The 13579-nt window shown below is 32.1% G+C and carries 9 protein-coding genes; 2 read left to right on the top strand and 7 right to left on the bottom strand.

The features are described 5' to 3' along the window. Positions 1-86: 86 nt before the first annotated feature. From HGB55_RS06625 to HGB55_RS06610, 4 genes are all read right to left on the bottom strand, one after another. Complete coding sequence (locus HGB55_RS06625; protein WP_168815848.1) at positions 87-944, bottom strand: carbohydrate kinase; 858 nt, start codon at positions 942-944, stop codon at positions 87-89. A gap of 20 nt (positions 945-964) precedes the next feature. Then, positions 965-2194, bottom strand: a complete 1230-nt coding sequence (locus HGB55_RS06620) for a sugar MFS transporter (RefSeq protein WP_168815846.1) — start codon at positions 2192-2194, stop codon at positions 965-967. A 7-nt stretch (positions 2195-2201) separates the two neighbouring features. Further along, positions 2202-3671, bottom strand: a complete 1470-nt coding sequence (gene gtfA / locus HGB55_RS06615) for a sucrose phosphorylase (RefSeq protein ID WP_168815844.1) — start codon at positions 3669-3671, stop codon at positions 2202-2204. Between the two features lie 190 nt (positions 3672-3861). Further along, positions 3862-6486 carry a TonB-dependent receptor gene (locus HGB55_RS06610; RefSeq protein ID WP_168815842.1) on the bottom strand — a complete coding sequence of 875 codons (2625 nt, stop codon included), beginning with the start codon at positions 6484-6486 and terminating at the stop codon, positions 3862-3864. A 148-nt stretch (positions 6487-6634) separates the two neighbouring features. Between HGB55_RS06610 and HGB55_RS06605 the strand changes: the two genes are divergently transcribed. After that, positions 6635-7672: a LacI family DNA-binding transcriptional regulator gene (locus HGB55_RS06605; RefSeq protein ID WP_168815840.1), complete on the top strand. Its 1038-nt coding sequence runs from the start codon at positions 6635-6637 to the stop codon at positions 7670-7672. Here HGB55_RS06605 and queG read toward each other — a convergent pair. From queG to nrfD, 3 genes are read right to left on the bottom strand one after another with little or no spacing between them, the layout of a single operon-like run. Next, positions 7654-8580 carry a tRNA epoxyqueuosine(34) reductase QueG gene (gene queG, locus HGB55_RS06600; protein WP_211047358.1) on the bottom strand — a complete coding sequence of 309 codons (927 nt, stop codon included), beginning with the start codon at positions 8578-8580 and terminating at the stop codon, positions 7654-7656. The two genes, HGB55_RS06605 and queG, sit on opposite strands and share 19 nt — an antisense overlap. 42 nt (positions 8581-8622) lie before the next feature. After that, complete coding sequence (locus HGB55_RS06595; protein WP_168815837.1) at positions 8623-11514, bottom strand: molybdopterin-dependent oxidoreductase; 2892 nt, start codon at positions 11512-11514, stop codon at positions 8623-8625. A gap of 16 nt (positions 11515-11530) precedes the next feature. After that, positions 11531-13147: an NrfD/PsrC family molybdoenzyme membrane anchor subunit gene (gene nrfD / locus HGB55_RS06590; RefSeq protein WP_168815835.1), complete on the bottom strand. Its 1617-nt coding sequence runs from the start codon at positions 13145-13147 to the stop codon at positions 11531-11533. A gap of 155 nt (positions 13148-13302) precedes the next feature. Here nrfD and HGB55_RS06585 point away from each other — a divergent pair, with 155 nt between their 5' ends. Continuing rightward, positions 13303-13545 (top strand): MoaD/ThiS family protein, encoded by a 243-nt coding sequence (locus tag HGB55_RS06585; protein ID WP_168815833.1) that lies wholly within the window; start codon positions 13303-13305, stop codon positions 13543-13545. Positions 13546-13579 lie beyond the last annotated feature (34 nt).

Here is a 13579-nt window from a genome sequence, read left to right as displayed (position 1 = left end):
TTTGAAATATTGCGCTTTGTAACCTTTCTAACTTAAGATGGATTATTGATTTATTGAATGATAATGAGAGAATTATTATTCTAAAATTAAAATGTAGGGGTAGCTCCTCTATACATACAAACTTTAGCAGCATGTTCATTTGCATCTTTATGAATTTGCTCTAAAGATTTTCCCTTTAGCATTCCCACTACCAATGCAGCAGTAAAAGAATCTCCAGCTCCAATAGTATCAACGACTACTACTTTTGGAACAGAATATCTGGATATTTCTTTTTGATTAAACAGAACACTACCCTTTGACCCAATAGTTAATGCCAACAATTTCAAATCAAACTGATTGAATAATTTTTTACAAGCTTCATCCTGACTGTTTGGTAAATTAAACATATTACTTAAAATTATAAGTTCCTCATCATTAAGCTTTAAGACATTAGCATATTTTAAAGAATTTTCGATAATGTTTTTACTGTAATATGATTGCCTAAAATTAACATCAAAAATTTTTAATGCAGTAGCAGGAACTAAATTCAAAGCCTTTTGAATTGTTTTAAAAGATTCTTTTGAACGTTGTGATAGCGTTCCAAAACAAATAGCATCAGCTTTTTTTAAAATAGAAATTGCCTCTTTTTTAAGTTTTATAAAATCCCACGCTACATTTTCATGAATAACATAATTTGGAATTCCATTATCAAGTTGTACAGAAACCTCACCTGTAGGATATTCAACTATGTTAATTGTATATTTTAAATTTCTCTCTTTTAAAAGTAAAAGAATCTCTTCACCTAGTTCATCATCACCCACAGCACTAATAATAGTAGAGTTTGCTCCCAAATAATTAGCATGATATGTGAAATTTGCAGGAGCTCCTCCTAACTCTTTACTATCAGGCAATACATCCCAAAGTAATTCTCCAATTCCAACAACATTAAACTTCTTTCTTATCATAATAATTTTTATTTGCTCTTTTAATACTCACTTTTATTTAATAATTCCAAACGTTTTTTTGTTGGTTTAAATATCATATTCAAAAGAAATCCTATAAATAATAAACCTGCCAATACAGTTGCAAATATAAAACCATATTTTGCTTGAGAATCAAATAAATCGCTAATAACTCCCATTAATAAAGGTCCTATAGCAGCTCCTGCTGATGTGAAAAATAAAATTATTCCAGCAACTGAACCGTGGCTTGATTTTGGAAAACAACTTATCCCTTTTGAATTTATTGTCGGATAAATTACCGACATAAATAAACCCGAAAGCGGTAATAAAATTACAGTAGCTGTATCATTTAAAAAACTAAAAGCATAACATAAGAAAATTAATAAACTTGATATAGTTAATACAACCGTCCAATTAAGATTAGCTAATAACCAAGCCCCAAAAAATCTTCCTCCAGCTCTTAAAATAAAAAATATAGGCAAAGCATAAATTGCTATAAACATAAAACTTCCGTCATAATCTGCAATTAATGTTGGCATCCATACATAAATAGCGGCCTCTATTGATACGTATAGAAAAGCACCCATTGAAAACCCCAATGCATATGGATCTTTAACCATTTTTAATGTTCGTTTTACATTAATTGGTTCTTCAGTAGTTTTCTTGGTTTCCGGATATTTTGCCAATAAAGCCATTATTATTAAAACCACACACAATGTTGCTGCCACTATGTAAAGCCACTTCCAATCTACATTTTGAGACAAAAAATAGCTTACTAAAAATGGTCCAATAATAGCACCTACACCAAAAAAACCTTCAACAATATTCATTGTTGATGTATGTTCATTGGTAGACCTTGACATATCTCCAATTAATGCTAATGCTCCTGTTTTAAAAATACCAATTGCAACTCCTGAAATTATTAAGAGAAGTAGAAAGAACCCAAAAGTATTTCCTATAAGAAACAAATAAGAACTAATAACAAATATGGTGAGACCTATAACAATCGTTTTTTTTCTCCCTAATTTATCTGCTAAAAACCCAAGAAAAATACCTGCTAAAGCAATCGCTGTCATTGGACCATAGTGTAAAAGACCTGCTGCTGTCATGGATAAATTGAATTTTCCCATTACTTCTGGAATAATAACTCCAACAGCATCAGTTGTCATGGCAAACATCATGAACATTAAGTATGTAAGCCATTTAATATTTCGTTGATTATACGTGTTTTTATGAATATCTTGATTAATCATTATTTTTTTATTTAAAACAATCCCGCTTGCTATTTAATTTATTATTGTGTGCTGAAAATTTAATTTTCATCTCCATTGTATCTAAATCAATAAAAAGCTCTGCCCAGTCATCATTATTTATCCATTTTATGTTTAGAATATGGCTTTCTGTGTTAATAAGATTAAAATCTCCATTAAAAGCATTGTGATTATTACGGAAAAACATTAATTCCGTTAATTCTTTAATGAACGGTTTTTTCAACTGTGAAATAATTTCTTTTGGTGTATAATAATGCCTATTAATATCTCTTCCAGTATTTGTTTTTTCAAGTAATTCCATATCGTTTTCTCCTGCAAATAAACCAACATAATATACTTGTGGTACACCAGGAACAAAAAACTGAATGGCTCTTGCAATAAGATATGCTTTTTCATCCCTTCCTAAAGCATCAAAATAAGTACAATTTACTTGATACAAATCTAAATTTGAAGCTGCTTCTCCTGTAGCTTTTAAACTTTCTTTTTTACTATTTATATGAATTTGCTGAACAATTTTATCCAATATTTCATCTTCAATTAAACCCGGTTTATCATCTTCTGCAGCTACATCAACTATTCCAATTCCATCATGTGTATCAAGTACAGTTATTGCATTTCTCGGACTTACTTTTAACCATTTTTTTAAACTTAATGTATTTTTATTAAAAAGTGTATCCAAAACCAATACTGGAAGTGCAAAATCATACACATAGTCTACTCTTCTTGCAATTTCAATTTGAGTTCTATAATATGAATGTATTTCAACCAATACTTCCATACCTTTAGCTTTCGCCTTTTTTGTTAACTGTGAAATAAACTCAAAAGTTTCATCAATCATAAAACAGGTTGTCCCTTTTTTTTTGACTGCATACCCTGCAGCATCAAGGCGAATTATGGTAATTCCTGCATTTTGAAATGTTGTTAAAATGTCTTCTAAATATTTAGCTCCCATCTCACTTGTAACATCAATATCTATCTGATTACTTGTAAATGTGGTCCAAATTAATTTATTTGATCCATCATTTAACTTAAAAGCTGTAAACGGAAACCCGGGACGAGGACGGTATATTTTTAATAAATCGGCTTCTAAAGCTCCTTTTGGAAAAACCTTTTCATAACATAAAAACATGGAGGCATGTGCAGATTTCTTTCCTTTTTCAATATAGTCTTTAAATTCTTCTGATTTTGCAGATACATGATTTACAATTAAGTCAGCCATAATATCCACTTCATTACTTAAATCATTCAAATCATCCCAATCACCTAATCTTGGGTCTATTAATTGATGGTTTATTGGATCAAACCCTGCATCTTCTCCATCAAAAGGAAAAAAGAAAGGTAATATATGTACACCTCCAAAAAACCCTTTAAACTCATTTTTGAACAGTAAATTTAAATCCTGGATGTTCTTACATCCCAATCTATCAACGTATGTAATTAATTGTATCTTATTTTTCAAGTGCTTCGATAATTTTAGTGTTAAATATTTAAAAGGTGACCTATCTTTTTTTATTGTTTTAGCATAAATTGCAAATTAGTATTTTAAATAGGCACACCTTTTTTGTTAATTTCTGAATATTAAACGGCCAATATTTTAACCTCTTTTTGTCAATTTTCTTAATTGAAGCTGTAATTATTATAATAAACTTTTAAAAATTATAAGTAAGAGAGGCAGATATAGATCTTCCTGGTAAAGACCTTGCTCTCACATAATTAACAACTCCTTTTGTAATACTTCCTTCTTCAGCTTCTGTTATTCCTATAGAATCAAAAATATTATTAGCAGCTAAATTAACATATAAACTTTCTGTAATCCCAACAGTTATAAACCCATTTACCAATACAAATCCAGGCATTTCCAATTTGTTTGAATCTTGAGCATAGGCTTTAGTTTGACCTACAAAACTTAATCCTACCGAATTTTGTTTTTCATTACCAAAGCTATAAGATGGAATAATATTATAAATAAAATCCGGTTGTCTTCTTGGTGTATTACCGTCATTCTCACCAGAGTCTATTTCTGCATCTGTCCAAGTTAGTGCTCCTCTTAAATTAAAGTTATTAAAATTATAAAAACCCTCTAATTCTATACCAAAAGATTTATAATCGTTTTCAATAATACTGTTTGATGTAACTTCATAACCTCCTTCTTCTTCTGTTTTTGCATAAAATGCAGTAGCATAAAGCGCTCCATTTTCAAATCCTTTTTTATACCCTAATTCTGCCTGATTAAGAAAATCTGTATCATTAACTTTGTCTCCATTGAAATAATCTAATCCTGAAAACAAAACACGATCTGCTTTGGCAGATGCACCTCTACTATATCTTAAAAATACTGCTTCTCTATTTTTTAATTTATAATTAGCCCCTACGGAGAAAGACACATAATCATAATCATAATTAACAGGTGTAGCATTAGTGTAATCTATAACTGCGACACTTTGTTCTGGCACAGAAATTTCTCCATCTTTATTTATATCATACTCAGTATTAGTCATACCTGCAAACGACCCATCAACTTTTCCTTTATCGTAACGAATACTACCATCTAATGTAATTTTATCAGAGGCTTCAAAAGAGACATTAGCATACGGTGCTGAAACATTATATTCTGTATCATAATTACTATAACTTCCTCCCCAAGGTGCATGATAATTTACCAACCCATTGTCTGTTAAAAGATTTCCTGAAGAGTCAAATATATTTATCAATCGTGCATTATTATCTGAAACCTCCTGTAAATATGTATTTGGCATCCAGGTCATAGATAAATTTTGTATAGACTTAAAATACCCTACTGTAATATCCAGATTTTCAAATGATTTTGTAATTCTTAAATCATTCATGAAATTATTGAAATCATTTAACTTGGTGTCAAACATTACTATTCTATGTACTAATTGATTTCCATCTACTAAAGAACCATCTGTTGCATAAGTTAAAGTTGAACCTTCCCCAAAAGATTCTGAAATAATTGAGGCTGTATTCGCCGCTTCTCCAGGGAAAGGAGCTATAAAATGTCCGCTATTAGAAGAATATCTTCCATTATTTTTTATTTTCCAACCATCGTTTAATTCAAAAGAAGCTTCTATACCTACAGAGGAGGAAACAGGGTGCATTCCTTCTGACACTTTAGTTCTATGTATGTTCCCTTCCGCACCTAAACTGTTGTTTTGTGTTAAATAAGAGGATTGTAAAGCTCCGTGAGTAACATCAAAATTATGAACATTTTTCCAATCAGGATCGCTATTACTACCTGTAACTTTCACAGGCATTGGCATATAAGCGGCCGCTTTATCATCTAAAAATTTAGTATATATCCTTACATAACCTTTTTCAAATTCTTTTGTAATATTAAATTTTAATTGACCTCCATTATTTGCTGTAAAATCAGTTTCTCTAACTCCTTCTCCTCCTCTATAAAAACCTCCTATATGAAAATATAAACCATTACCAATTGGTGCTCCATAATCAAAATCTGTTCTAAAACTATTATAATCTGCTCCAAAGGTAGTTCCTACAGAGCCTCCTTCTTCTTTACCTGTTTTACTTATTATATTAATAATACCTCCCGGTGAGTTTGAAGACAAGGTTGATGCAGAACCTCCTCTTATAGCTTCAATTCTTCTTATATTTGAATCAAAACGTGTAAAAATATCTGCTGTTGCAAAAGAAATATCACCATATAATAATACTGGTAATCCATCCTCTTGTATTTGTACATATTTTGAACCTCCTGATGAAATTGGCACACCTCTTACAGCGATATTAGCATTCCCCTCTCCCCCTGATGATTCAGAACGAATTCCTGGTATAGTTCTAAAGATTTCAGCTGTTGATCTAGGTGCTGATTGCTTTATAACTTCTGGTTTCATTGTTGTTACTGAAATACTTGATTCAATTCTTGACCGTGGATTTGCAATTCCTGTTATAACCACATCATCCAAAGACATTACGTCTTCTATTAAAACTACGTTAACAACTAAATCGGTTCCTTCAACTTTAAGTTCTTTTAAAACAGTTTTAAAACCAATATAAGAAAACTCAATAGTATAATTTCCCTTTTCAACATTTGATAGGATATATTTACCTTCCATATCTGAAATTGTTCCTATTACAGAGCCTTTAATAGCAATATTTACTCCGGGAAGTGGTTCCCCAAAAGAGCCCGTTACAACTCCTGTTATACTCGTATTTTGTGCAAAAGAAAAACTTGTAATTAGAAAGGAAGCTACAAATACGAAATCTCTGATAAATAAAAATATTTTTTTCATAATAAGTATTTAATTATTATTTTAACTCATTTAATTAGTTAAATATATTTATTATTAACACCTTTATGTTCTGTATTATTAACGAAATCGTTTTCGAAAAGCACGAAATCGTTTTCGTTAAATGATTTATTATCTTTAATTTTGTACTATGAAGGAAGTTACCCTAAAAGAAATTGCCCAAGAATTAGGTATTTCAATTACAACTGTTTCAAAAGCATTAAAAAATTACACTGATGTTAGCCCAAAAACTCGAAAAGCAGTATTAAAACTTGCTCATAAACTTGATTACAAACCCAATTCTTTTGCTGTAAATCTTCGCACTCAAGAATCTAAAACTATTGGTTTAATTATACCTGAAATTGTTCATCACTTTTTTTCAAGTATTGTAAATGCAATTATTGAAAAAGCTGAAAAAAAGGGGTATTTAGTTATTACATTACAATCAAACGAATCTCTTGAATTAGAAAAAAAACAGATTGATTTACTCCTGGATAAAAGAGTTGACGGTATTTTAATATCGTTATCAAATAACACAAAAACAATAGAACATCTACAAAAAGTTATTGACCACAATGTTCCTTTGGTGCTATTTGATAAAATCACCAAATTATTAAATTGTTCAAAAGTAGTTATTGATGACAGAAAAGCCGCTTACGATGCTACGTGCCATTTAATTAACTCTGGCTGTAAAAAAATAGCTCATATAAGAGGTCCTTTAAACCCCCAAAATGCAATTGACCGTTTTTTAGGTTATAAAAAAGCTTTAGAAGACAATAAGATTACTTTTGATAAATCATTAATATATACTTGTGAAAAGGTTACTTTTGAAGAAGGGTATGGGTTTGCAAAACAAATTCATACTGAACAAAAAGATGTTGATGGTGTTTTCGCAGTAACGGATCCTGTAGCGATTGGAGTTATTGCTTATTTTAATGAGGTTGGGATTAAAATACCTCAACAAATATCAATTATTGGATTTAGTAACTGGTTTATGTCATCAGTAATTTCCCCTTCACTAAGTACTATAGATCAACCTGGTTTTGAAATGGGGAAAAGTGCTTTAAAATTGTTACTTAAAGAAATTAAAGCATTAAAAAAACATAAAGAATTTCAACATCAAACTATTGTGCTACCTACAGGTGTTATTAAAAGAAATTCAACATTAAATTATTTTTCTAAAAATTGAATATTTCGAGTTAAACCTGAAAATTTCGTGCGCTTTACAGCCGATTTTTTAAAAATGTTTTTAAAAACATCTTCCGTAATTTCTTCCCAATCGTTTTTTTTCATAGTTAGCAAATCGGGATGAGGTTTAAATTTTTCTTCGGAATGTGGTTTTGAAAATCGGTTCCACGGACAAACATCCTGACAAATATCGCAGCCAAACATCCAATCTTCAAATTTACCTTTCATTTCTGAAGGCAATTCATCTTTTAATTCAATAGTAAAATACGAAATACACTTACCGGCATCTATTATATTATTTGATAAAATAGCTTCCGTTGGACACGCATCAACGCATTTTGTACATTTTCCGCAATGATCTGTTACAAAAGGATAATCGTAAGCTAATTCAATATCTAAAATCAGTTCAACCAAAAAGAAAAACGAACCTTTATTTTTTTGAATGATTAATGAATGTTTTCCCTGCCAACCCAAACCGCTTTTTTGCGCCCAAGCACGTTCTAAAACTGGTGCAGAATCTACAAAAGCTCTTCCATTAACTTCACCAATAGTATTTTGTATAAAATGTGTAAGTTCTTTTATTTTTGATTTTAACACATGATGATAATCTTCTCCGTAGGCATACTTTGCTACTCTATAGGAATCTTTTTTTTGAAATTTCTCAGGAAAATAATTAAATGATAAACTAATAACTGATTTTGCATCATCAACTAATAACCGAGGATCGAGCCGTTTATCAAAATAATTCTCCATGTATTGCATTTTGCCATGATAACCATTTTTAAGCCATTGTTCTAATTTTGGAGCTTCATCTTCTAAAAATTCGGCTTTGGCAATACCACAACTGTCAAAGCCTAATCGTTTAGCTTCGGCTTTAATTAAATTGGAATATGTTTGCAGATTTTTCAACACATACAAAACTAAAAAAATCCCACAATTGCGGGATTTAAATTATTCTTCTTTTTTATTCTTAATGTAATAGACTGATTCATCTGGTTGAAATGCTCTTTTAAACCAAAGAGGTCTACGCTCACCATTTGGTCCTGGAGCAGGACGAGTCATTGCTAACCATTCCTTATAAATTTCATGAGATTTATTCGTATCAACAAAAATATCTCCATATTTTTCACCTTCTTTTGGTTTTTCAATTTTAACTCGCTGATGCCAACAATGCATTCCGCTAATTGGATCAGGATGTACAGCATGTGTAATATTTTGGTGCACACCACCATCTTTCCAAAAAATTCGTTTAGAATCTTTATCATCAGATTCAAAAGGTTTTATACCCGCAATTGTATTCATTTTCCACCTGCCTTTTCCATCTCCTTGTATATCTACAGTATTTGTTGCCCAGCGGTTTCCAATTTTATCTTGTTGTCTACGCCAACGTCCAATATGATGTGAGCACGCAACAACACCCGGTTTCATACTTTGTGTTACCCAAACTTTATCAATAAAATAGCCTATATCAGTATTCATTTTAACCAAATCACCGGTTTTAAAGCCCCATTTTGCAGCATCGTTCGGATGCATCCAAATAGGATTTCTATTGGAAATTTCCACCAACCATTTTGCATTTCCTGATCGAGAATGAATTAAAGTAGGCAATCTAAAAGTTGGCACCAATACGTATTCTCCTTTAGATTTATCTAAATTATCATTATGAATATGGCTTTTAATATACGTTGGCGTAGCATACTCAGGCCATTTCCAATCTACCATAGTTTGTGAATAAAACTCGTTTTTACGAGATGGTGTAGGAAAACCTACACAAGCTTCTCCATCAACCATCACTCCAATAGCTTTACCGTCTTTATAAATAACATCGTTATTTTTATCAACTTCAGAACCTTCTAATTGTTCTTTCGTTAATTTAACTTCATTCTTTTTATAACCCTGTTTTTCTATTTCAAAAGCTCCGTATTTTTGCATATATTCTAATGCTGTTAAGCCTTCTTTTTCAGCAGCTTCCGGCAAACCTTTTACACGTTCAAAAACATATTGGTAGTATTCATCTATTGTAATTTTTTTACCCGGTCGATAAGGCGATTCAAAGTGCTCACGAATTCCCATACTTCCATCAGGATCAATTCTCCAACTCAATTCAATCCAAAACTCATCTTCTTCCCAAACTTCACCCGGATTAGACTGATAAGTATATTCAACCGGTTTGCCATTTCTGCGTGCTGCTTCACGCAATACAGGCTGACGAAAAGCCACCCAAGTTCCACTATGTGTTGCATAACTGTTTAAATCGTGGCGTTCAGAAGCCAATCCCATTGGCAATACAAAATCTGCATAAAAAGCTGTTTCGTTCCAAGTTGGAGTTAAAGCTGCGTGTAGTCCAAATTTAGTTTCATCCGATAACATTTCCATCCAAGTAAATCCATCAGGATACGTCCAAACAGGATTAAAAACCCGTGAAAAATAGACATCCATTTTACCACGACCTTCTTTTAACATATGTGGCAAAAGTTGGCTCATTTCAAAAAATGCTAAAGGATACTCTTTTGGAAAATGAAGCTCATTCCATTGTTTTTGAGGTTTTGGCGGATTTGGTACTTGAGGCTTAAATTTATTCCATGAGTTTGGCGATGTTCCTCCTTTGGCTCCAACGGCACCTGTTAACACTGTTAGAAAATGCAAACAACGTGCTACTGCCCAACCACCTAAATTTGAGGCTCCGGCTGCTCGCCAGTTATGCGAAGCAAAACGTTCGCCAGCTTCACCAATTTTATGCGCAATTTCAACAATCATTTCGGCTTTTACTCCTGATTCTTTTTCAGCAAACTCGGGGGTAAATTCTTTATACTCATCAATCATAGCGGCAATGTAGTTCTCAAAAGTTACTTCTTTATCGCTATGCCGAGCTTTTAAATATTCTTTCCAGTTTGTCCAATTTTCTAAATACTTTCTATTATACAATCCTTCTTTTAAAATAATTAAAGCCATAGCTAACAAAACTGCAGCTTCAGTTCCAGGATATGAAGGCAACCAATAATCGGACATGGAAGCCGTATTAGATAATCTTGGATCCATAGTTGCTAATTTTGCTCCTTTCATTTTTCCTTCAATAATACGTTGTGCGTGCGGATTGAAGTAATGTCCCGACTCTAAATGTGCAGATACCAATAAAATGAATTTTGCTTCAGAATGATCAGGTGAAGGTCTGTCGTACCCATACCATAAATTGTATCCAAATCGAGCTCCTGAAGAACAGATATTGGTGTGAGAATTATGTCCGTCAATTCCCCACGATTGTAATACCCAATTCATAAATCCTTCTGCACCTGGGCGTCCAACATGATATGCAACTTCATTATGACGGTTTTCTTTAATTGCATTTCTGATACGCTCGGCAATGGTGTCTAAAACCTCATCCCACGAAACACGTTCCCATTCTCCACTTCCTCTTTTTCCTTTTCTTTTCAAAGGAAATAAAATTCGATCCGGATCAGTAATTTGATTTATAGTTGCCGGACCTTTTGCACAATTACGTCCTCTACTTCCAGGATGATACGGATTGCCTTCGAATTTTTTAACTTCTTGAGTTTCTTTATCAATAAAAGCAGTTAAACCGCAAGCACTTTCACAATTAAAACACGTAGTAGGTACAATTTGATAGGTTTTTTTCTCCTTTTTAGGCCATACTTTCGGGTTGTATTCCACCCAATTATCCCATTTTTCAGGTGATGGGAAATTCTCGTACATTTGAGCCACTTCCTCGTCGGTAAAATGACGCATATCTTTATCAAATTCTTGATATCCTTCTTTATGCAAATTAGGAATGATCCCTAACTTTTCTGCAATATTTTCTATAAATGATGGTTTTTTATATCCCATGATTTTTATTTTTTAATTAAGCTAACGGTACTCTTTGAGGTGCTTCAACCCAAATTTTCTCTGTAAAAACAATTCCTATTAAAACTAAAACAGCTGTTATAATAATTGTTATTTCGCTGTTTCCATAAAATAAAAGTGCTATTGGAATAATATTTCCTATAAGTACAGTTACAAACCAAAACAGATTTTTATATCTACCTTTGGTAATCATTTTAACAACTTTTTTTGCGGCTGTTGTTGGATGAGTTACAGTTAACTCGGTTATTAACGTAAATACATTTACAACTAATGCGATGGTTAAAGTGATTTTTAAAATATCCATCCAATATTCATAACCCAAAACAAATCCGACTAAAATAAAAACTGCAGCTCCTGCCATTACACTATGAACCAACATGTGTAATGGTAATGTAGGGCTTTGCCAAAAATCACGTCCTTTTGCCTGTGCAAATAAGAAAGCAGTATACACGGCTAACAATATTGCAAAAACAGCGGTTACCCATAACAAGGATTGTTCAGGAATGTTCCAACCAAACAAAGTTGATACTCCCCAAATAGTTACTAATAATCCAAAAATGGTTAAAATATAACCTCCTTTAACTAGCCATGAATTCCATTGTGGTCTTAAAAGAACATTTAAAAAACGATCCGGTCTGTCTAAATCCATTACTAAGAATAATCCTGTTAATCCTAAAAAAACAAGAGAAATTCCAGCCGACCAAAGTTTAGCTGTGTTTGAAACATCATATCCTAACATGATGGCTAAAAATGGAATTAAGAAAGCACCTGCAGCTATTGCTTTAGTAAAAACATAGGTTGACACTTCCCATCCCCAAAGAATTCCTTTGTCTGGTGTATCGTATACTCTACGGGCTTTCCCACTTAAAACATCAATATAATTTGGGTTTTCAGTTTCTTTTTTCTGATATGCTGCTTGAATTTCATTATCTATAGTCATTTGCAATAAATCAACATCATCATTTGTATGCATCATTTTTTCTGCAGCTTTCGCAAAATGTCCAACACCACGAGCTTGTGAATTCCATAAACTTGGACCTGATTTATCGGTTGCTTCAGGGTTCAAAGAGGCTTCATCTGCATCAATATAGAACAAATTTGGATTTGTTCCTTTTTCAGGTTTACGAACTTTTACATGTTGGCGTGCCAACAATTGTGATATTTCAGTAGTTGGATTGTGCATATCTCCTGCAATAATTGCATGTTCCGGACAAACAGTTACACAAGCCGGTTCACGACCAACATCAACTCTATGCGCACAATAATTGCATTTTGCTGCAGTATTATTATCAGGGTCAATATACAACGCATCATAAGGGCAAGCTTGCATACACGATTTGCAACCTATACACCGATTGTTATCAAAATCTACTATACCATCTTCTCGTGTATAGAGTGCCTCAACTGGGCAAATTTCTACACAAGGAGCATCGGTACAATGATTGCAACGCATTACAGAAAAAATTCTTCGAGTATTGGGGAATTCTCCCTTTTCAACTTGTTTAACATACGTTCTGTTAACTCCAACAGCTACATCATGTTCTGATTTACAGGCCGTTGTACAAGCATGACAACCAATACATTTTCGGTTATCTATTATAAAACCATATTTCATTCTTTGTTAAAATATTTATAGGATTAAACAAATTTAACTATTGGTTGTATTAGTTTTGTGATTAAAATCACACAATATATTATTTAGAATAATTTTAAATAAGTAAGTTATTTTTTAATTTTAAATACGTTATTTTTGCATAAATCATCAAATAAATGGAAATTCAAGTATTATTTTTTGGAATTACTGCTGATTTAGTTGGAAAAAATTCTATTATTCTTTTGGTAGAAAAAAAAACAACTATCAAGCAATTAAAATATGACTTGACAAAAGAATATAGCAGTTTAAAAAATATAAATGACTTTGCTATTGCAGTAAACGAAGATTATGCCGAAGATAACTTAATGTTGAAAAAAGGTGATATTGTGGCTATTATACCTCCGGTTAGCGGTGGATAAATAATTTTAGTTGTTATTAATTTAGATTTTAGTT

It is taken from the genome of Lutibacter sp. B1, from assembly GCF_012524075.1.
Classification (GTDB): domain Bacteria; phylum Bacteroidota; class Bacteroidia; order Flavobacteriales; family Flavobacteriaceae; genus Lutibacter.
The sequence above is the reverse complement of the archived record's forward strand: the minus strand, read 5'-3'. Positions and strand labels throughout refer to the sequence as shown.

Bases quoted from the DNA above. Each gene is read 5' to 3' on its own strand.
- HGB55_RS06625 (WP_168815848.1), bottom strand. From the start codon at position 944: ATGATAAGAAAGAAGTTTAATGTTGTTGGAATTGGAGAATTACTTTGG.
- nrfD (WP_168815835.1), bottom strand. From the start codon at position 13,147: ATGAAATATGGTTTTATAATAGATAACCGAAAATGTATTGGTTGTCAT.
- HGB55_RS06585 (WP_168815833.1), top strand. From the start codon at position 13,303: ATGGAAATTCAAGTATTATTTTTTGGAATTACTGCTGATTTAGTTGGA.
- HGB55_RS06595 (WP_168815837.1), bottom strand. From the start codon at position 11,514: ATGGGATATAAAAAACCATCATTTATAGAAAATATTGCAGAAAAGTTA.
- HGB55_RS06610 (WP_168815842.1), bottom strand. From the start codon at position 6,486: ATGAAAAAAATATTTTTATTTATCAGAGATTTCGTATTTGTAGCTTCC.
- HGB55_RS06620 (WP_168815846.1), bottom strand. From the start codon at position 2,194: ATGATTAATCAAGATATTCATAAAAACACGTATAATCAACGAAATATT.
- HGB55_RS06605 (WP_168815840.1), top strand. From the start codon at position 6,635: ATGAAGGAAGTTACCCTAAAAGAAATTGCCCAAGAATTAGGTATTTCA.